This is a genomic window from Paraplanobispora takensis (genome assembly GCF_016863195.1).
GTDB lineage: Bacteria > Actinomycetota > Actinomycetes > Streptosporangiales > Streptosporangiaceae > Planobispora > Planobispora takensis.
The window spans coordinates 64,755-83,462 of sequence record NZ_BOOK01000034.1; the positions used below are offsets into that span (position 1 = coordinate 64,755).

Annotated in this window: 19 protein-coding genes; 12 read left to right on the forward strand and 7 right to left on the reverse strand. The window is 72.9% G+C overall.

Features of this window, described 5'->3' with window-relative positions:
* Window positions 1-24 precede the first annotated feature (24 nt).
* Window positions 25-957 (forward strand): aldo/keto reductase, encoded by a 933-nt coding sequence (locus Pta02_RS23150; protein WP_239131172.1) that lies wholly within the window; start codon window positions 25-27, stop codon window positions 955-957.
* Between the two features lie 116 nt (window positions 958-1,073).
* Here the strand turns inward: Pta02_RS23150 and Pta02_RS23155 are convergent, their stop codons facing one another.
* The 4 genes from Pta02_RS23155 to Pta02_RS23170 form a co-directional block, all read right to left on the reverse strand.
* Window positions 1,074-1,748 carry a FadR/GntR family transcriptional regulator gene (locus Pta02_RS23155; RefSeq protein WP_203877007.1) on the reverse strand — a complete coding sequence of 225 codons (675 nt, stop codon included), beginning with the start codon at window positions 1,746-1,748 and terminating at the stop codon, window positions 1,074-1,076.
* Between the two features lie 36 nt (window positions 1,749-1,784).
* A complete protein-coding gene (locus Pta02_RS23160) occupies window positions 1,785-2,849 on the reverse strand; it encodes an MBL fold metallo-hydrolase (protein WP_203877008.1) in 1,065 nt (354 codons plus the stop codon).
* Between the two features lie 17 nt (window positions 2,850-2,866).
* Window positions 2,867-4,024 (reverse strand): steroid 3-ketoacyl-CoA thiolase, encoded by a 1,158-nt coding sequence (locus Pta02_RS23165; protein WP_203877009.1) that lies wholly within the window; start codon window positions 4,022-4,024, stop codon window positions 2,867-2,869.
* A gap of 135 nt (window positions 4,025-4,159) precedes the next feature.
* On the reverse strand, window positions 4,160-4,879 hold the full coding sequence (locus Pta02_RS23170) for a TetR family transcriptional regulator (protein WP_203877010.1): 720 nt from the start codon (window positions 4,877-4,879) through the stop codon (window positions 4,160-4,162).
* 188 nt (window positions 4,880-5,067) lie between these two features.
* On the opposite strand from Pta02_RS23170, the gene Pta02_RS23175 reads away from it, so the two are divergent.
* The 6 genes from Pta02_RS23175 (at window position 5,068) to Pta02_RS23200 (ending at window position 11,962) form a co-directional block, all read left to right on the forward strand.
* A complete protein-coding gene (locus Pta02_RS23175) occupies window positions 5,068-6,912 on the forward strand; it encodes an AMP-binding protein (RefSeq protein ID WP_239131173.1) in 1,845 nt (614 codons plus the stop codon).
* Complete coding sequence (locus tag Pta02_RS23180; RefSeq protein WP_203877011.1) at window positions 6,912-8,036, forward strand: acyl-CoA dehydrogenase family protein; 1,125 nt, start codon at window positions 6,912-6,914, stop codon at window positions 8,034-8,036. The genes Pta02_RS23175 and Pta02_RS23180 overlap by 1 nt, the downstream gene beginning before the upstream one ends.
* Window positions 8,036-9,190 carry an acyl-CoA dehydrogenase family protein gene (locus tag Pta02_RS23185; protein ID WP_203877012.1) on the forward strand — a complete coding sequence of 385 codons (1,155 nt, stop codon included), beginning with the start codon at window positions 8,036-8,038 and terminating at the stop codon, window positions 9,188-9,190. The genes Pta02_RS23180 and Pta02_RS23185 overlap by 1 nt, the downstream gene beginning before the upstream one ends.
* The gene (locus Pta02_RS23190; protein ID WP_203877013.1) at window positions 9,187-10,260 is read left to right on the forward strand and encodes a bifunctional MaoC family dehydratase N-terminal/OB-fold nucleic acid binding domain-containing protein; all 1,074 of its coding nucleotides are present in this window, start codon (window positions 9,187-9,189) and stop codon (window positions 10,258-10,260) included. The genes Pta02_RS23185 and Pta02_RS23190 overlap by 4 nt, the downstream gene beginning before the upstream one ends.
* Window positions 10,260-10,667, forward strand: a complete 408-nt coding sequence (locus Pta02_RS23195; protein WP_203877014.1) for a MaoC family dehydratase — start codon at window positions 10,260-10,262, stop codon at window positions 10,665-10,667. The genes Pta02_RS23190 and Pta02_RS23195 overlap by 1 nt, the downstream gene beginning before the upstream one ends.
* A 122-nt stretch (window positions 10,668-10,789) precedes the next feature.
* Window positions 10,790-11,962, forward strand: a complete 1,173-nt coding sequence (locus Pta02_RS23200; RefSeq protein WP_203877015.1) for a lipid-transfer protein — start codon at window positions 10,790-10,792, stop codon at window positions 11,960-11,962.
* A gap of 33 nt (window positions 11,963-11,995) precedes the next feature.
* Here Pta02_RS23200 and Pta02_RS23205 read toward each other — a convergent pair whose 3' ends face one another.
* Together Pta02_RS23205 and Pta02_RS23210 are read right to left on the reverse strand one after the other, a co-directional pair.
* Window positions 11,996-12,379 (reverse strand): STAS domain-containing protein, encoded by a 384-nt coding sequence (locus Pta02_RS23205; RefSeq protein WP_203877016.1) that lies wholly within the window; start codon window positions 12,377-12,379, stop codon window positions 11,996-11,998.
* Between the two features lie 181 nt (window positions 12,380-12,560).
* Window positions 12,561-14,117: an RNA polymerase sigma factor gene (locus Pta02_RS23210; RefSeq protein ID WP_203877017.1), complete on the reverse strand. Its 1,557-nt coding sequence runs from the start codon at window positions 14,115-14,117 to the stop codon at window positions 12,561-12,563.
* Window positions 14,118-14,392: 275 nt separating this feature from the next.
* Here Pta02_RS23210 and Pta02_RS23215 point away from each other — a divergent pair, with 275 nt between their 5' ends.
* The 5 genes from Pta02_RS23215 (at window position 14,393) to Pta02_RS23235 (ending at window position 18,425) form a co-directional block, all read left to right on the forward strand.
* Window positions 14,393-15,496: an ABC transporter ATP-binding protein gene (locus tag Pta02_RS23215; RefSeq protein WP_203877018.1), complete on the forward strand. Its 1,104-nt coding sequence runs from the start codon at window positions 14,393-14,395 to the stop codon at window positions 15,494-15,496.
* On the forward strand, window positions 15,489-16,163 hold the full coding sequence (locus Pta02_RS23220; protein WP_203877019.1) for an ABC transporter permease: 675 nt from the start codon (window positions 15,489-15,491) through the stop codon (window positions 16,161-16,163). The genes Pta02_RS23215 and Pta02_RS23220 overlap by 8 nt, the downstream gene beginning before the upstream one ends.
* Window positions 16,112-16,831 (forward strand): ABC transporter permease, encoded by a 720-nt coding sequence (locus Pta02_RS23225; RefSeq protein WP_203877020.1) that lies wholly within the window; start codon window positions 16,112-16,114, stop codon window positions 16,829-16,831. The genes Pta02_RS23220 and Pta02_RS23225 overlap by 52 nt, the downstream gene beginning before the upstream one ends.
* A gap of 37 nt (window positions 16,832-16,868) precedes the next feature.
* Window positions 16,869-17,795 (forward strand): ABC transporter substrate-binding protein, encoded by a 927-nt coding sequence (locus Pta02_RS23230; RefSeq protein ID WP_203877021.1) that lies wholly within the window; start codon window positions 16,869-16,871, stop codon window positions 17,793-17,795.
* Window positions 17,796-17,945: 150 nt separating this feature from the next.
* Window positions 17,946-18,425 (forward strand): flavin reductase family protein, encoded by a 480-nt coding sequence (locus Pta02_RS23235; protein ID WP_203877022.1) that lies wholly within the window; start codon window positions 17,946-17,948, stop codon window positions 18,423-18,425.
* Window positions 18,426-18,484: 59 nt separating this feature from the next.
* Here the strand turns inward: Pta02_RS23235 and Pta02_RS23240 are convergent, their stop codons facing one another.
* Window positions 18,485-18,673 carry a hypothetical protein gene (locus Pta02_RS23240; protein ID WP_203877023.1) on the reverse strand — a complete coding sequence of 63 codons (189 nt, stop codon included), beginning with the start codon at window positions 18,671-18,673 and terminating at the stop codon, window positions 18,485-18,487.
* Window positions 18,674-18,708 lie beyond the last annotated feature (35 nt).

Below are 18,708 nucleotides of genomic sequence, written 5' to 3' on the forward strand. Positions count from 1 at the left end.
GTGGAAGCGTGGAATGGAGCGCGTGTGGAGCTCAGCAGGTACGGCTTCGGCGGTGCCCCGATCGGCAACCTGTTCACCGCGGTGGACGACGCCACGGCGACGGCGGCGGTCGAGGCCGCCTTCGACGCCGGGATCCGGCTGTTCGACACCGCGCCGCACTACGGGCTCGGCCTGGCGGAGCGGCGGCTGGGCGCCGCGCTGGCCGGGCGTCCCCGCGACTCCTACGTCCTGTCGACGAAGGTCGGACGCCTGATCGTGCCCTCCCCGGGCGGAGGCGGCAGGGACGAGGAGGGCTTCGACGTCCCGGCGGACCTGCGCCGGGTGCGCGACTACTCGCGCGAGGGGGTACGGCGGTCGCTGGAGGAGAGCCTGGAGCGCCTCGGCCTCGACTCGGTGGACATCGCGCTGATCCACGACCCGGACGACCACTGGGAGCAGGCCGTCTCCGAGGCGTATCCGGCCCTGGCGGAGCTGCGCGAGCAGGGGGTCGTCAAGGCGATCGGGGCCGGGATGAACCAGTGGGAGATGCTCGCCGGGTTCGTCCGGGAGACCGACGTGGACGTGGTCATGCTCGCCGGGCGCTACACGCTGCTCGACCAGTCGGGCGGGCGCGAGCTGCTGCCCCTGTGCCTGGAGCGCGGCGTCCGGGTGCTGGCCGCCGGGGTCTTCAACAGCGGCCTGCTGGCCACCCACGAGCCGTCCGGCACCTACGACTACGCGCCCGCCCCCGGCTCCCTGCTGGCCCGCGCCCGCGGGATCGCCGCCGTCTGCGGGCGCCACGGCGTCACCCTGCCCCAGGCGGCGCTGGCCTTCCCGCTGCGCCACCCGGCGGTCGCCTCCGTGGTCGTGGGGACCCGCTCGGCCGGGGAGGTGGCCCGCAACGCCGCCCTGACCGCCCGTCCCGTGCCCGAGGACCTGTGGACCGACCTCGCCGCCGAGGGCCTTCTCCCCACCTGACCGGGTCCGATACGGCGGCCGCCGTACCCGACGGAAAATCGCACCGGACGGTCGCCGTACCGGACGGACACCGGGCCGGGCGGCCGCCGTACTCGACGGTCCCGGACCGGACGCGCTCAGGCCAGGGCGTTGCGGAGCCACTCCTCGACGCCGGCGATGTGGACGGTGGCCCAGGCCCGGGCGACCTCGGGCTGGCGGGAGGCGATGGCCTCGCAGATCGCGGCGTGCTGCTCGCGGGTCTTCTCCAGGGCGTTCTCCTGGGTGAGGCCGCGCCAGATGCGGGCCCGGGTGGTCGGCCCCGACAGGCTCTCCAGCAGCGAGCACAGCACCGCGTTCCCCGAGCCCTCGGCGATGCGCTGGTGGAAGCGCAGGTCGTTGGCGACGAGCTGCTCGACGCTGGGGTCCTCGGGCAGCGCGGAGAGGATCCCGCGCAGCTCGTCGATCTCGGGCTCGGTCATCGAGGTCGCGGCCATGGCGGTGGCGGCCGGCTCCAGGATCCGCCGTACCTGGAAGAACTGCAGCACCGTGTCGTCCTGGTGGAAGTCGACCACGAAGGACATGGCGTCCAGCAGCAGCCGCGGCTCCAGACTGGTCACGTAGGTCCCGTCGCCCTGGCGCACGTCCAGCACGTTGATCAGCGCCAGGGCCCGGACGGCCTCGCGCAGGGAGTTGCGCGACAGCCCGAGCCGCTCGGCGAGGTCGGCCTCCTTCGGCAGCCTGCTGCCCGGCGTGAGCTCACCCGAGAGGATCATCTGCTTGATCTTGTCGATAGCGGCGTCGGTGACCGCCACGCTTCACCATCCCGGGTTCGCTCAGACATCGGATGTCTAGGAGTGTAGGGCGAACCGGACAGGCTCCGTTCCCGCGTGAGTCCAGGACTCCGGCGCCGCCTCCTGCGACTCCGGCTCCGGAGTGCGGCGGACCACGCCGCGCGCCTCCAGCGCCCGCAGGTGCGCCGCCGCCTCCCCGGCGGCCATGCCGCGCAGCATCCCCGACAGCTCAGGCCAGGGGCGGTTCCACGTCATCCGCTCGGCGACCTCCCAGATCGTCAGCGGCCGGTCGGCCTCCGCCAGGAGGGCGGCCAGGTCCGTCAGCTTCTCCTCGTGGTGGGCGCGGATCTCCCGGGCCCGTCCGGCGGCGTCGGGGAAGGTCCACTCGTGGGCGGGCAGGGCCTCCAGCTCACCCAGCCCGGCGACCTTCTCCAGGGAGAGCAGGAAGTCGCCGAGCGGGTCGACGTCGGTGCGGTCGTAGGGGTAGACGCCGACGTGCGGGGTGATCCCCGGCAGCACGTGGTCGCCGGTGAACAGCCGGTCGGCGTCCTGCAGGCGGAGGCAGAGATGACCCGGGGTGTGGCCGGGCGTCCAGATCGCCCGCAGATCGCGCCCGGGCAGGTCGACGAGCTGCCCGTCGCGCAGTTCCCGGTCGGGCAGGGCGGGGGGACTGGGCCGGTTCGCGGTCACCTCCTCGACCTCGACCGCGCCGGCCCCCGCACGCCGGAGCATGCCGGCCTGGAAGTCCCGGTGCGGGCCGTCCCCGAACTCGCGCATGAGCCTGACCAGGGCCGCGTCCGCCTCGTGCATGGCGATCCACGCGCCGGACTCCTCCCGCACCCGCCCGGCGAGCCCGGCGTGGTCGGGGTGGAAGTGGGTGACCACGACGCCGCGCACCTCGCGCACGTCCACGCCCAGCGAGGCGAGCCCGTCGCGCAGCGCGAGCCAGGCGTCGGGGTGGTTCCAGCCCGCGTCGATCAGGACGGGCCCGGCGGGCGACTCGATGGCGTAGACGAGCGTGTAGCCGAGCGGATTGCCCGGGATGGGCACAGGAACGCTCCACACCCCGCCGCCGAGGTCGGTCGGGCGCTGCTCGCTGTACGGCCTGCGGCGGGTCTTCACCAGGGATTCTCCAGTGTTCAGAGGCGTTCGAGGATGGTGGCGGTGGCCAGGGCGCCGCCGGCGCACATCGACACCAGAGCGGTCGAGGAGCCGGACCTCTCCAGCTCGTGCAGTGCGCTGGTGATCAGCCGGGAGCCGGTCGCGCCGACCGGGTGGCCGATCGCGATGGCCCCGCCGTTGACGTTGACGCGGCTCATCTCCGGCTGGTGCACCGACGCCCACGACAGGACGACCGAGGCGAAGGCCTCGTTGACCTCGAAGCGGTCGACGTCGTCGACGGTCATGCCCGCGGCGGACAGGACCCTGGCGGTGGCGTCCACCGGGCCGTCCAGGTGGTAGTACGGCTCGGCGCCCACGAGCGCCTGGGCGAGGATCCTGGCCCGGGGGCGCAGACCGTGCCGGGCGGCGGCCTCCCGGCTCATCAGCAGCACCGCCGCCGCACCGTCGGAGATCTGCGAGGAGGTGCCCGCGGTGTGCAGGGCGCCCTCGCCCATCACCGGCCTGAGCGCGGCCAGCCCCTCGGCCGTGGTCTCCCGCAGCCCCTGGTCCCGGTCGACGGTGCGGGTCTCGCCGGTCGGCAGGCCGTCCTCGCCGAGGACCGGCGCGGTCACCTTGACGATCTCCCGGTCGTAGCGGCCGTCGGCCCAGGCCTTGGCGGCCAGCTGCTGGGAGCGGGCCCCGAACCGGTCGAGCCGCTCGCGCGTCAGCCCGCGCCGTTGGGCGATGCGCTCGGCGGCGGTGAACTGGTCGGGCAGGTCGACCGACCAGTCGTCGGGCCTCGGGTTGGCCGGGAGCACGTTGCTGCCGAGCGGTGCACGGCTCATCACCTCGATGCCGCAGGCGACGGCGACCTCGACGACACCCGCGTCGATGAGGGCCGCGGCCAGGTGCACGGCCTGCTGGGAGGAGCCGCACTGCGCGTCGACGGTGGTCACGCCCGTCCGGTACGGCAGGCCGCCGTAGAGCCAGGCCTGCCGGCCGACGTGGCCGCCCTGCTCGCCCGCCTGGGTCACGCAGCCGGCGAAGACCTGGTCCACGATCGCGGGGTCGATCCCGGCCCGCTCCACCAGGCCGTTCAGCGCCGCGGCGAGCAGCGCCTGCGGTTTCAGGCCCGCGAGCAGGCCGCCCCGCTTGCCGATCGGCGTCCGCACGGCCTCGACGATCACTGCGTTCATCCGGAAATCCCCTCGTCGGGCGACGCCGAACCCCCGCCGGGGAGCGCACCGCCTGCGGGTCCGCTCCTCGCGGTCGCCCACGCGCCGCTCCAGAACATCGCTCCAGTCGCCTTCCGCAAGCGACTGTAACGCGTTCTATTTTGGTGCGGAAGGAGGGGCGTCGAAATCGGCGAGCAGGCGGGCGGAGGCGATCTCGATGCGGCGCTGGATCTGCTCGTGGGTGCGGCGCCCGCGCAGCATCTCCAGCAATTCCTGCACCCACACGCTGGACAGGGAGCCCACGAGGGCGAACTGCTCCTCGGTGGCGGTCCGCGCGGTGACGCCGCCGGCGGTGACGCGCAGCAGCAGATCGGTCATGCGGTCGCCGAAGGGCGTCTCCACCTCGGCCAGGATCAGGGAGCGGATGAGCGCGTCGGCCAGTTCCGGCTCGCGCATGAGGCCACGGGTGGCGCGCATGAGGACGTCCACGGCGCGGCCGGCGGGCGTGGTGGCGCTCGGCGGGCGGCGCTCGATGCTGCTCTCCAGGAGATCGATCTCCTCGCCGACCACCGCGACGACGAGATCCATCTTGGAGGGGAAGTAGCGGTAGAGCGTTCCCAGTGCGACGCCGGCGCGCTCGGCGACGGTGCGCATCTGCATGGCCTCCACGCCGCCGCGCGAGGCCAGGGCCGCCGCGGCCTGGACGATGCGCTTGCGCCGCTGGTGCTGGCTTCTCGTGCGGACACCGGTGGACGTCGTCTCGCTGTGCACGCCGGAGACCCCCTTGGTCGTGGACGGTCCGGCGGTGCTCGGAGCGGAGGTGCCGGCGGAGCGCCGGGTGGCGGGCGCCTCGGTGGTGGCATGCGGGATACGCATAAGAACACGTTATCTGATTTCTTGGTACTCCGGCTGGTTACTCATCAGTCACAAGAAGCCTGGTTTACGTGGCATATGCCGCATAACGCCATCTTCTGGATCGTTGATTCTGGACGTAGTCTGGACAAAGACTAGAATCCGTTCTAGTTTGCGGGCGGCTGACCTGAACACCCCCACCGGGAGGCGCGATGCCGCGGGAAGACTCCGGGGAGACACTGGCGGACCTGCTGGAACGGCGTGCCGGTGACGACCGGCCCGGCCTGCTGTCCGAGGACCGGGTGTGGAGCTGGCGTGAGTACGTCGCGGAGTGCCGGGAGCGCGCGGCCCGGATGGACGCCCTGGCCGTGGAGGGCGGGACCGGAGAGGGTCCGGCTGGAGAGGGCCGGACCGGGGAAGGCGCGACCGGAGACGGCCGGGCCGGGGACCGCCGGGCCCTGCACGTGGGCGTGCTGTTCGACAACGTGCCGGAGCTGCTGTTCCTGCTGGGCGGCGCCGCGCTGTCCGGTCACGTGATCGTCGCGCTCAACCCGACCCGGGGCGCCGCCGAGCTGGCCAGGGACGCCGACGCCACCGACGTCGACCTCATCCTCAACGACCCCGGCTACGCCGACCTCGCCGCCAGGGTCGCCGGCCTGCGGGCGTCCGCCGGAGAGGGCGGGCGGTCCGGGAGGCGGCCGGGGCCGGAGTCGCGCGGCGGCGCCGGGGCGCCGCCGGGGACCGGGCCCGGCGACCTCGTGATGCTCATCTTCACCTCCGGGACCTCGGGCCGGCCCCGGGCGGTGCGGGTCACCCAGCGCAAGATCGCGGTGCCGGGGACGAACCTGGCGGCGCTGCTGTCCCCGCGGGACGTCGTCCACTGCTCGATGCCGCTGTTCCACTCGGGCGCGATCATGGCGGCCTACGCGCCCGCCGTGGCCTCGGGGGCCGCGCTGGTGCTCAGGCGGAGGTTCTCCGCCTCGGGCCTGATGGACGACGTGCGGCGCTACGGCGTGACCTACCTGCACTACGTCGGCAAGGCCCTGTCCTACGTCCTGGCCACCCCCGCGACGCCCGGCGACCGGGACAACACCCTCAAGATCGCCTTCGGGAACGAGGGGAGCGCCGCCGCGACCAGGCGCTTCGGGGAGCGGTTCGGCTGCTACGTGATCGACGCCTTCGGGTCCACCGAGACGGCGATCGCGATCACCCCCGACCCCTCCGGCCCGGCCGGCTGCCTGGGCAGGCTCCCCGAGGGCGTCGAGATCCGCGACCCGGCCGGCGGCAGGTGCCCGCCGGCGGTCATCGAGGACGGCAGGCTGCTCAACGGGGACGAGGCCATCGGGGAGCTGGTCAACACCCGGGACCTGGGCCTGTTCGACGGCTACTACAACGACCCCGAGGCCGACCGGGAGCGGATCCGCGACGGGGCGTTCTGGTCGGGCGACATGGCCTACGCCGACGAGAACGGCTACGTCTTCTTCGCCGGGCGGGGCACCGAGCGGCTCCGCGTCGACGGGGAGAACCTCGCGGTGGCCCCGATCGAGGCGGCGGTCCGCGAGTTCCCCGGGGTGGTGGAGGCGGCCGTCTATCCCGTGCCCGACGCCGAGGCCGGGGACCAGGTCATGGTCGCCGTCGTCACAGGGCCGTCCACGGTCACAGGGCCGCCCGCCGTGACCGGGGAGGCCCAGTCATCCGAAGCCCTGTCGTCCGGGGGAGCCCCCTCCCCCGCGGGAGGTCGCGACGACACCGGCGGCGACTGGGACGGCGGATGGGACGCGGAGGCGGTGACGGCGTTCGCGGAGTTCCTCGCCGCCCGCGCGGACCTGAGCCGCAAGGCCCTGCCCCGCTACGTCCGCCTCAGTGCCGAGCTCCCCCAGACCCCGTCCCACAAGGTCGTCAAGCGCCTGCTCGTCGCGGAGGCGTGGCGGACCGGCGACCCCGTCTGGTGGCGCCCGCCCCGCGAGCCGGACTGGCGCCGGCTGACCCCGGAAGACGTCAAGCAGATCGAGAACGAGTTCGTCGCGAACGGCCGAGAACACCTCCTGGAGCGCTAGTGGACTTCAATCTTGACGAGACCCAAGACGACCTGCGCGAACTCGCGGCGAAGGTACTCGACCGCGAGACGACCACCTCCCGGCTCGACGCCCACGACGAGAGCGGCGCGCCGTACGACGCGGGCCTGTGGGGGTCCCTGGCCCAGGCGGGCCTGCTGGGCGCCTGCCTGCCCGAGGAGGCGGGCGGGGCGGGGCTCGGGCCGGTGGAGCTGGCCGTCGTCCTGCGCGAGAGCGGCCGGCACGTCGCCCCCGTCCCCCTCCTGCAGAGCCTGGTCACGGCGATGACCGTGGCGCGGTACGGCTCCCGCGAACAGCGCGAGGCGCTCGCCCCGCTGGCCGCCGGCGAGACCGTCCTGGCCTCGGCGCCGAAGGCGCCCGGCCGTGACCTCGGCGCGGCCCCGGCCGTCACGGCGCGGCGCCGGGACGGGGGCGGCGGGGACTGGGTGCTGGAGGGCCGTACGGGCACGGTGCCCTACGGGGCCGAGGCGGCGAGCGTGCTGGTGCCCGCGGTCACGCGGGCCGGTCCGGACGGCGCGGGGGGCGGCACCGGCGGGATCGGGCTGTTCCTGATCCCCAGGGGAGCCGCGGCCGTGACCGCCGTGCCGCTGTCCACCGGAGAGCCGGGGGCCGTGCTCACGCTGGAGGGCGTCCCCGGCGAGCCGGTCGGCGCGGCCGACGGCGAGGCGTTCCGCGGGCTGTGCCGGCTGGTGACGGCCGCAGCCGTGGCCACGGTCTCCGGCGTGCTGGCCGGCGCGCTCGCGCTGACCACCGAGCACCTGCGCACGCGCAGGCAGTTCGACCGGGCGCTGGCGGAGTTCCAGGCGGTGACCATGCAGGTCGCCGACGTCTACATCGCCGGACGGGCGCTCGACGTGGCCGTCTGGTCGGGGGCCTGGCGGCTGGCCGAGGGGCTGGTGGAGGAGGCCGAGGCGGACCTGGCGGTGGCCGCGCTCACCGCGACCGACGCCGCGGTCCAGGCGCTCTACACCTGCCAGCACCTGCACGGGGGGATCGGGGTGGACGTGAGCTACCCGCTGCACCGCTACTTCGCCTGGGGCAAGCACCACGCCCACCTGCTGGGCGGCGTGGAGGCCCGGCTCGACACGATCGGAGCGCTCGTCTGATGCTGATCGACCTGACCCCCGAGCAGAAGAGGCTCCGCGACGAGCTGCGCGAGTACTTCCGGGGCTGCCTGACCGCCGAGGACCGCAAGAAGATCGCCCACGACCCCTTCGGCGACGCCTACATGGAGCACTGCCGCAGGCTCGGCCGCGACGGCAAGCTCGGCATCGGCTGGCCGAAGGAGTACGGCGGCGGCGGGTTCGGCCCGCTGGAGCAGCAGATCTTCGCCAACGAGATCGCCAGGGCCGAGGTGCCCTACCCGATCATCACCGTGCAGACCGTCGGCCCCACCCTCATGCAGTACGGCACGCCGGCGCAGAAGGAGTTCTTCCTGCCCCGCATCCTGGCCGGGGAGTGCCACTTCGCCATCGGCTACTCGGAGCCGGAGGCGGGCACCGACCTGGCCTCCCTGCGCACCACGGCCGTCCTGGACGGCGACCACTACGTGGTCAACGGCCAGAAGATCTTCACCTCGGGCGCGCACTACGCCCACTACATCTGGCTGGCCGCCAGGACCGACCCGGAGGCGAAGAAGCACCGCGGCATCACGATGATGATCGCCGACTGCTCCGACCCCGGGTTCTCCTGGACGCCGATCGTCACCATGGACGGGCGGCACCACACCAACGCCACCTACTACTCCGACGTGCGCGTGCCGGTGGGCATGGTCGTGGGCGAGGTCGACAAGGGCTGGGACCTGATCGTCAACCAGCTCAACCACGAGCGGGTCACGCTCGGACCGGCGGGCAACATCGCGCACACCTACGACCGGTTCCTGCGCTGGGCGCGCACCACGGGGCTGATCGAGGAGCCCGCGGTGCGCCGGGCGCTGGGCCGGGTCTACGCCTGCTTCCGCACCAACGAGCTGCTCAACTGGCAGGTCGCGGCCAACATGGACCTGGGCTGGCTGGGCGCCCCCGACGCCTCCGCCACCAAGATCTACGGATCGGAGCGGATGCAGGAGGTCGGCAGGATCGTCGGCGACGTCCTGGCCCGCTTCGGCGACATGTCCGACCCGGAGACGGCGGAGTTCGCCGACCGGCTCGACCACGGTGTCAAGGGCGCGCTCGTGCTCACCTTCGGCGGCGGCGTCAACGAGGTGCAGCGCGAGCTGATCACCATGCTCGGCCTGAACCTGCCGAGGCCGCCCCGATGACGCTCATCACCGACCCCACCCTCCACGACCGGCTCATGGCCCTGGCCGAACGGCAGGCCGCGGCCGGCGAGGTCCGCGGGCCCGCGGCGGCCGACCCGGTCAACGTCCCGATGATCCGGCACTGGGCGGACGCCATGGGCGACGCCAACCCGCTCTACACCGACGCCGAGGCCGCCGCGGCGAGCGTGCACGGCGGGATCGTGGCGCCCCCGGCGATGATCCAGGTCTGGACCATGCCCGGGGTGAACCGCAGGGCCGGGCAGCGGCCCACCCCGGTCGACGAGGTGCTGGCCATGCTCGACGGCAACGGCTACACCGGCGTGGTCGCGACCAACTGCGAGCAGACCTACCACCGCTATCTGCGGCCGGGCGAGCGGCCGGTCCCGGCGACCCGGTTCGCCGGGCTGACGGGCCCGAAGCGGACGGCGCTGGGCGAGGGCTACTTCGTCACCTGGAACGTCACCTGGTACTGCGAGGAGGAGCCCGTGGCCGAGATGCTCTTCCGCGTGCTGAAGTTCCGTCCGCGCACGGGCCGCGCGGCCTCCGGGACGCAGGACGGCCGCGCGCGGGAGCAGGAGGCCGGGGCGCGGCGGGACTCCGGAGCGGGGGAGGGACCCGCCGGGGCGCGGCCGGACTCCGGAGCGGAGGAGGCACCCGCCGGGGCGCGCCCGCCGTACCCGCTCAGACCGGCCGTCAACGAGGACACCGCGTTCTTCTGGGAGGGGGCCGCCCGGGGCGAGCTGAGGATCCAGAAGTGCGCCGACTGCGGGCAGCTGCGGCACCCGCCCGGCCCGATGTGCCCCTCGTGCCGCTCGGCCGCCCGCACCTACGCCGTGGCGAGCGGGCAGGGCGAGGTCTACAGCTACGTCGTGCACCATCACCCGCCGGTCCCGGGGCGTCAGGCGCCTTTCGTGGTCGCTGTGGTCGAACTGCCGGAAGGGGTTCGCATCGTGGGCAACGTCGTGGACTGCCCGCCGTCGGAAGTGGGTATCGGTATGCCGTTGCGTGTGACGTATCGACAGATGGACGACGAACTCGTCCTCCCCATGTGGATCCCCCGGGAGTCGTGATGCGGACACTTACCGAGGACCAGGTCGAGATCGGATCATCCCTCCCCGAACTGTCGATCGAGCTGACCCCCACCGCGATCGTCTCGACGGCGCTGGCGACGATGGACTTCACCCCGGTCCACCACGACGTCGAGGGCGCCAGAGCGCAGGGCTCGAAGGACATCTTCCTCAACATCCTGACGACGATGGGTCTCGTCGAGCGCTACGTCACCGACTGGGCAGGTCCCGAGGCACTGGTCCGCGGGATCAACGTCAAGCTCGGCGTGCCCGCCTACGCCGGTGACACGCTGACCTTCACCGGCACCGTCGTCGGCCGGGAGGCCGGCGAGTTCACCGTCGAGGTCCGCGGCAGGGTCAGCCTCGGCGACCACGCCTCGGGGACCGTCCGCTTCGCCCTGCCGGAATAGCCGCCCGGAGCGCCGGAGCAGCCGCCCGGACCGCCGGCGGCCGGCCGGGGCCCGGGTTCCCGGCCGGCTCCTCACCGTCTCCGTCACCGTTTCCAGCCTTCACCCACGAGAGGTGCAGACACGTGTCCTCACTTTCCGGCCGTACGGCCGTCGCCGGCATCGGCGCGACCGAGTTCTCCAAGAAGTCCGGCCGGTCCGAGCTGCGGCTGGCCGCCGAGGCGGTGCACGCGGCGCTGGACGACGCGGGTCTGAGCCCGGCCGACGTGGACGGGATGGTCACCTACACCCAGGACGCCAACCAGGAGATCGCGGTCGCCCGCGAGGTGGGCATCGGCGACCTGTCGTTCTTCTCCCGCGTGCACTACGGCGGCGGGGCGGCCTGCGGCACGGTGCTGCACGCCGCCATGGCCGTGGCCACCGGGGTCGCCGGGACCGTGGTCTGCTATCGCGCGTTCAACGAGCGCTCCGGGCGCAGGTTCGGCCAGCCCGACGCCCGGCTCGGCGGCGAGCCGTCGTCCCAGGGACTGGAGATGAGCTGGCACGTGCCGTACGGGCTGATGACCCCGGCGGCCTGGGTGGCCATGTTCGCCCGGCGGTACATGCACGCGTACGGCGCCACCTCGGAGGACTTCGGCCGGGTGGCCGTGGCGATGCGCCGGCACGCGGCCACCAACCCCGCCGCCTGGTTCCACGGGCGGCCGATCACGCTGGAGGAGCACCAGGCCTCCCGGTGGATCGTGGAACCGCTGCACCTGCTCGACTGCTGCCAGGAGAGCGACGGCGCGGTGGCCCTGGTGGTCACCTCGGCCGAGCGGGCCCGCGACCTGCGCCGCTCGCCCGCGGTGATCCGGGCCGCGGCCCAGGGCTCGGGGGCGGGCCAGATGATGATGACCAGCTACTACCGCGACGACATGACCGGCCTGCCGGAGATGGGCGTCGTCGGCCGCAGGCTCTGGGAGCAGGCCGGGCTGGGCCCGTCGGACGTCCAGGCCGCCATCCTGTACGACCACTTCACCCCGTTCGTCCTGACGCAGCTGGAGGAGCTGGGCTTCTGCGGGCGTGGCGAGGCCCGGGACTACGTCGCCGGCGGCGGCATCGAGATCGACGGGCGGCTGCCGGTCAACCCGCACGGCGGGCAGCTCGGGGAGGCGTACATCCACGGGATGAACGGCATCGCCGAGGCCGTCCGCCAGATCCGCGGCACCTCGGTCAACCAGGTGCGGGACGTGCGAAACGTTCTGGTCACCGCCGGGACGGGCGTTCCCACGAGCGGTCTGGTCCTGTCGGCCGGCTGAGCCGGGCGCGGCGGGAGCGTGTCCCGGCGGGCGTCAGTAGGCGATGTCCCCGAGCTCCGCCGCGGCGAGCTCGACGCTGGGATATGTCTGGAACGACCTGTCCAGCCCCGTCACGCGCAGCAGCCGGGTGAAGCGCTCGCCGACGCCGCTGAGGACCAGGCGCCCGCCGGCCCGCTTCACCTCGTTGAGCGTCTTGACCATCAGATTCAGGCCGGAGGAGTCGCAGAAGCCGAGACCGGCCATGTCGACGACCAGGCGGGGCGGGGAGATGAGGCGGGCGGCCTCCGACAGCTGCAGGTGCAGGCGGGGGGCCGTGGCCATGTCGAGCTCGCCGGACAGGTGCACGATGACGACGTTGCCGTGCAGGCCCATGCTGGCGGAGAGGGCATCGAGTTGGTCGGGATCAATCGATCGCATCGCCGTTTCGCCTCTGCTCGCGCCCCTGAAGCGCGATATCGACTCCGCTCCGTGACCGTCCCGTCACCAAGCGCTTACCATATTTATCATCGCACACGGCAAAGGGGCAGCACGAGGGGGTCACGGGAGATCATTGCGCGGAACCCCGTTCGGGCCCGCGGATCCACGGGCCCGCGCCCGCTCACGGGGTGACGATGGTCGGGACCGCGAAGAAGACGATCATCGCGATCACCAGGCAGATCAGGAAGCCGACCACTTCCCAGGCCCAGTCGTAGTGGTGCTCGCCGCGCTTGACCGGCTTGGGTCTGCGGCGGGTCCCGCTCTCCGCCCGCTTCGGGTGGGCGGTCTCACCGGAGGCCGCGTCCGGGCCGGATCCGGCGATCGGCCGGGCGTCCGTCCCGGTGTCCGGGTCCGCGGTCCCGTCCGTCGTCCGGGGTTCCGCCACGGGTCCGGCGGAGGCGAAGAGGCCGCCCGTCCCGAGAGCGCCGCCCGTCCCGAGAGCGCCGTCCGCTCCGAAGGCGCCGCCCGGCCGGGACTCCCGGCCGTAGGGAGGTGCCAGACCGCCCAGCTGGTCCACCGGCAGGGGCCAGTCCGGGAGCGGTGGCTCCTCGGCCTGCCTCCCGGCCCGGCCCGGGGCGCCGGTCTCCTCCGGCGCGGGGCGCGGGGCGCGGGCCACGAGCTTGTCGGTGTAGGCCAGGGCCGCCCTGGCCTCCGGGGTCAGGGGACGGAACAGGTCGCCGGGGATCGGATAGTCCAGCCGGGGCGGGTTGCTCTCCAGGATGTCCGCCGGGATCGGCGAGGACAGGGGCATCGCCACGCGGGGCCTGGGCCGCTGCGGCCGGGGACGGCGCGGCGGCTGCAGGGCCGCGTCGTCGAGGGCGTTCAGCACCGAGTCGCGCAGCTTGGGCATGGGCTCGGTGGTCGCCTCGTGGGCGGAGACGGCCTGCGGGTCGCGCGGGGAGAAGAGGTCGGGCCCGGCCTGCGGCGCGGACGGGGCGCCGGGGCCCACCGGCCGGGTGGAGGGGGCGCCGATCCCCGCCGGCGGCGTGGGGACGTCGAGCCCGGCCTCGGTCACGGGCGGCGGCCAGCTGCCGGCGGTCGGCCAGAGCGCCTTCACCGGGAGGGACGTGATCATGGGGGCGGGGGGCGCGCCGACACCCGAGGCGGTGAGCACGGCGGCGCGCAGGGCGCCGGGCGGGGCGGCCCAGGGGGCGCGGGCCAGTACGTCACGGATCGGGGCGACGGCGAGCGCGCCGAACACCTCCTCGGCGCCGGCCGGGATCCGGGCCGAGGCCAGGGCCGAGCTGAGCGACTGGGCGAAGCGGCGGCAGGCGCTCACGGTGAGCTCGTCGGCGGTGTCGGCGGCCACGTCGAGCACCCAGGACATCTCGACGGTGTCCATCTCGCACACGCCCGACAGGTACAGCACCTCGCGCTGGTGGGGGCGCAGCTCGCGCAGGACCCGCTCGACGAAGGCGGAGGCGGGATCGGTCACGGAGGGGGGCGGGGCGTAGACGACGTCGCGCCGGTGGATCTCGCGGCGGGCCAGGGCGTACAGCGCGGCGCGCGGGGGCTCCACGGAGGTGACCGCGGTGAGGACGGCCACGAGGGTCGCCCCGGCGGTCTCGGGATCACCGAGCTGGTCGTGGCAGTAGGCGAACAGACCGGAGGCGTGGCGGTCGTAGAGCTCGGCGATCAACTCGCTGCGTGATCGCTGACCGAGGAGCGGCTGGGTCACGGCGGGAACCGGTTCCTCTGGGTACGGACGGGGCGGTGCGGGGCGGGTGAAGAATGTGACGCGTGGTGCGCGAGAGGGTGTCATGCCCACGATATGGGCAATGATGCCAAGTCAACGAGACCCTTCGCATCATTGGATACCTATTTGATGTCGAAGCCGTTTGACTGGGGGTAAGGGGACAGATCTGAAGCGGTCGCCGTAGTCTGGTCCGCGATAGATCATGGGGCGGTTGTGGCAGGGGGGCCGCGGCCCTGCCGGAGAGCCAGGGGTAGTGCATGATCACATTTGACGGTGTCACCAAGCGGTATCCGGACGGGACCGTCGCCGTGGACGATCTCAGTCTCGAGGTGCCCACCGGGGAGATCACCGTTTTCGTGGGTCCGTCGGGATGCGGCAAGACCACGTCGCTCCGCATGATCAACAGAATGATCGACCCCTCGGGGGGGCGGATCCTGCTCGACGGCGTGGACGTGACGACGATCGACCCGCCGACTCTGCGGCGCGGCATCGGCTACGTCATCCAGCAGGCCGGGCTCTTCCCGCACCGCAAGATCGTCGACAACGTCGCGACGGTGCCGTACCTGCTGGGCTGGGACAAGAAGAAGGCCCGCGACCGCGCCATGGAGCTGCTGGAGCGGGTCGGCCTCGATCTCCGGCTGGCCGGGCGCTATCCCTTCCAGCTCTCCGGCGGCCAGCAGCAGAGGGTCGGCGTGGCCCGCGCGCTCGCCGCCGACCCCCCGGTCCTGCTGATGGACGAGCCGTTCAGCGCGGTGGACCCGATCGTGCGGGCGAGCCTGCAGGAGGAGCTGCTGCGCCTGCAGGCCGAGCTCAACAAGACCATCGTGTTCGTCACCCACGACATCGACGAGGCGATCAAGCTCGGCGACCGGGTGGCCGTGCTCAGGGTGGGCGGCCGGCTGGCGCAGCTGGCCGACCCGGCGACGCTGCTGGCCGAGCCCGCCGACGACTTCGTCCGCGAGTTCCTGGGCCGCGACCGGGGCATCCGGCGGCTGTCCTTCGTCCCCGGCGACGGCCTGCGCCTGCGCGGGGACCTGACCGTGCCGGCCTCGGCCGAGGTCTCCTCGGTGCGCGGTACGGCGGAGGCCTGGCTGGTCGTGGTCGACGACGACGGCGGGCCGCTGGGCTGGATCGCTCCGAAGGACCTGCCGGACTCCGGCACGCTGGCCGGGGTGCCGGCGGCGCCGTACGGGACCTTCGTCAAGGGCCGCGACTCGCTGCGCTCCGCGCTGGACGCGGCGCTGCTGTCCCCCTCGGGGAACGCGATCGCCGTCGACGGGTCCGGCCGGGTCGTGGGGGTGGCGACCCGCGAGGCGCTGGACGAGGCGCTGGCCCGGGTCGCGGACGGTGCCCGTGGGTGAGGAGCCGCTGGTCCGCTGGGACTGGATCGGGCGCAACTGGCCGGAGATCCAGGAGCTGCTGGCCGACCACGTCATCATGGCCCTGGTCCCGGTGGTCGTCGGGCTGCTGCTGGCCCTTCCGCTCGGGCTGGCGGGCGCCCGCTGGCGCTGGCTCTACCAGCCCACGGTCGGCACGATGAACGTGATCTACTCGCTGCCCTCGCTGGCGGTCTTCATCGTGCTGATCCCGATCACCGGCCTGGCCACCCGGGCGACCATCATCGTGCCGCTCACCTTCTACGCGATGGCCGTGCTGATCCCGGCCGTCGTGGACGGGCTGACCTCGGTGCCCGACCACGTCCGCCAGTCCGCGGTGGCCATGGGCTTCACCCCGCTGCGGCGGCTGCTGCGGGTGGAGCTGCCGATCGCGGTGCCGGTGGTGCTGGCCGGCCTGCGGGTGGCGACGGTCTCCAGCATCAGCCTGGTCAGCGTGGGCGCGCTGGTCGGCCGGGGCGGGCTCGGCTATCTGTTCATCGACGGCTGGCAGCGGCAGTTCCCCACCCCGATCGTCGTCGGCGTCGTGCTGACCGCGATCCTGGCCGCGGTGGCGGATCTGCTGCTGGTCGTGGCGCAGCGATGGCTGACCCCGTGGTCCACGGCGAGGTCGAGGGTGCGGGAGGCGGCGTGAACTGGCTGGTCGACTTCTTCGGGAACGCCGCCAACTGGTCCGGCCCCGACGGCATCCCGCTGCGGGTGCTGGAGCACCTGGTGTTCGCCGGGCTCTCGCTGCTGCTGGCGGTGGTGCTCGCGGTCCCGCTGGGGCTGTGGATCGGGCACACCGGCAAGGGCGCGGTGCTGGTGGTGCTCAGCGCCAACGCGGCCCGTGCCCTGCCGACCCTGGGCCTGCTCGTGCTCGTCGTGCTGCTGATGGGCGTCGGCACCCTCGCGCCGGTGCTGATCCCGCTGGTGGCGCTGGCCGTACCGCCCATCCTGGTCAACACCTACGAGGGCATCCGCGGGGTGGACCCGGAGCTGCGCGACGCGGCGTACGGCATGGGCCTGCGCGGACGCCAGGTCCTGGGCGGGGTGCTGGTGCCGGTCGCGCTCCCGCTGATCCTGCTCGGCATGCGCACGGCCGCGATCCAGGTGGTGGCGACCGCGACGGTGGCCGCATACGTGGGTCTGGGCGGCCTGGGGCGCTACATCATCGACGGTCTGGCGACCAAGGACTACCCGCGCGCGATCGGCGGGGCCGTCCTGGTGGCCGCTCTGGCGCTGGCCGTTCAGGGGTTGTTCGCACTGGTCCAGAGGGTCACGGTGTCCCCCGGGGTGAGCGGGCGCCAGAGGATCCGATAAAATATGCATTACCCCCCGTTTTAGAAGGGAAAGCACGATGAAGCGCTTCTTCGGCACCGCGGCCGTGATCCTGTCCGCGGCGCTCACTCTCAGCGCGTGCGGTGGCGGCGGAGACCCGCTCACCAGCGCGTCGGCGAGCCCCGCGGAGTCCGGCGCCGCGTCGGCGCCCGCGTCCGGGGGGAAGGTCGTCGTCGGCTCGGCCAACTTCCCGGAGAACGTCCTGCTGGCCGAGATCTACTCCCAGGCCCTGACCGCCAAGGGCGTGCAGGTCGAGGAGAAGCTCAACATCGGCAGCCGCGAGATCCTCTACGACCAGATCAAGAGCGGCGGCCTGACGATCCTGCCGGAGTACATCGGCTCGCTGCTGGCCTACGTCGACAAGGAGGCGACGGCCAAGAGCAAGGACGACGTCGTCGCCGCCCTGAAGGAGAAGCTCCCGGCCGAGCTGGAGATCCTGGAGCCCGCCGCGGCCGAGGACAACAACTCGCTGACCGTCGCCAAGGCCACCGCCGAGAAGGACGGCCTGACCACGATCGAGGACCTGGCCAAGGTCGCCAAGAACTACGCGGTGGGCGGCCCGCCGGAGTTCCAGTCCCGCCAGGAGAAGAACTTCCAGGACACCTACGGCCTGGAGTTCAAGGAGTGGAAGAAGACCGGTGACGCCACCGCCGACGCCATCAAGGACGGCACCGTCCAGGTCGGCAACGTCTTCACCACCGACCCCAAGATCGTGATCAACGACCTGGTCTCGCTGCAGGACACCAAGAACGCCTTCGCCGCCGAGAACATCACGCCGCTGGTGAACAAGGCCGCAGTGAACGACACCGTCAGGACCACGCTGAACGCGGTCTCCGCCAAGCTCGACACGGCCGGCCTCGTCGCGCTCATGAAGCGCGTCGCGGTCGACAAGGAGGACGCCGACGCGGTGGCCAAGGACTGGCTGACCCAGAACGGCCTGCTGTAGTCCCCGCGGCTCCCCGCGCGCCGTGAGCGGGGGCCGCGGAGGCCGGACGGAAGGGTCCCCACCCGGGGTGGGGGCCCTTTTCCATGTCAGGGGCCCGGGACGGGGGCGGCGGCCCGTGACTTTAAAGTGGTTCGGCGTGAGGGAGGTCGGATGAGCGAGTTCACCGAGGCGATGGCGCAGGTCGCCGGGGCGGTCTCGGTCGTCACCGTGCGGGACGGCCGTGACGACGTGGGCACCACCGTGACCACCTTCGCCTCCGTCTCCCTAGACCCGCCGCTGGTGATGGTCAGCCTGGCGAGCGGGGGATACCTCAACGAACTGCTGCTGCGCCACGACCGCTGGGCGGTGAGCGTGCTGTCGGCGGAGCAGAAGGCGATCGCCAGCCGCTTCGCCACCCCCGGCCGCCCCGGCGCCCGGCTGCTGCTCGCGGGCACCGCGCACCACCGGGGCGAGCTGAGCGGGGCCCTCGTCGTGGAGAAGGGCGTCACCGCCCTGGAGGCCGAGACGACCCAGGTCGTCCCCGCCGGGGACCACACCCTCTATCTCGCCCACGTCCTGGCGGTCGACTATGTCGACGCCGCGACCGTCCCGCTCGTACGGCTCCGCGGCCGCTATCGCCCCGTCGGCTGACGTCCGCCGGCATCGCGCCGGACCGCGCGGAGGGCCGGAGGGCGGAGCCGTACGGTCCGTCAGGCCTTCTCCATCATCATGACGATGATGAGGCCGACGAGGTGGATCAGCACGATGAACACCATCAGGGCGACGAACATCCACTTGGCGGGGCCGTGCTCGAAGTGCTTGCCCTCCTTCAGTGGAGGCCGCTGCGCCTGACGGTCGGCGATCCGCTCTTCCAGGCTCTTTCGCTTCTGACGTTCCATGACCGTTCCTCGGTGACCGGTGCTGTCGGGATTGG

Coding starts and splice junctions, on each gene's coding strand:
- Pta02_RS23215 (WP_203877018.1), top strand. CDS start 14,393: ATGATCACATTTGACGGTGTCACCAAGCGGTATCCGGACGGGACCGTC.
- Pta02_RS23185 (WP_203877012.1), top strand. CDS start 8,036: ATGCTGATCGACCTGACCCCCGAGCAGAAGAGGCTCCGCGACGAGCTG.
- Pta02_RS23205 (WP_203877016.1), bottom strand. CDS start 12,379: ATGCGATCGATTGATCCCGACCAACTCGATGCCCTCTCCGCCAGCATG.
- Pta02_RS23190 (WP_203877013.1), top strand. CDS start 9,187: ATGACGCTCATCACCGACCCCACCCTCCACGACCGGCTCATGGCCCTG.
- Pta02_RS23165 (WP_203877009.1), bottom strand. CDS start 4,024: ATGAACGCAGTGATCGTCGAGGCCGTGCGGACGCCGATCGGCAAGCGG.
- Pta02_RS23175 (WP_239131173.1), top strand. CDS start 5,068: ATGCCGCGGGAAGACTCCGGGGAGACACTGGCGGACCTGCTGGAACGG.
- Pta02_RS23235 (WP_203877022.1), top strand. CDS start 17,946: ATGAGCGAGTTCACCGAGGCGATGGCGCAGGTCGCCGGGGCGGTCTCG.
- Pta02_RS23195 (WP_203877014.1), top strand. CDS start 10,260: ATGCGGACACTTACCGAGGACCAGGTCGAGATCGGATCATCCCTCCCC.
- Pta02_RS23225 (WP_203877020.1), top strand. CDS start 16,112: ATGGCTGACCCCGTGGTCCACGGCGAGGTCGAGGGTGCGGGAGGCGGC.
- Pta02_RS23240 (WP_203877023.1), bottom strand. CDS start 18,673: ATGGAACGTCAGAAGCGAAAGAGCCTGGAAGAGCGGATCGCCGACCGT.
- Pta02_RS23230 (WP_203877021.1), top strand. CDS start 16,869: ATGAAGCGCTTCTTCGGCACCGCGGCCGTGATCCTGTCCGCGGCGCTC.
- Pta02_RS23170 (WP_203877010.1), bottom strand. CDS start 4,879: ATGCGTATCCCGCATGCCACCACCGAGGCGCCCGCCACCCGGCGCTCC.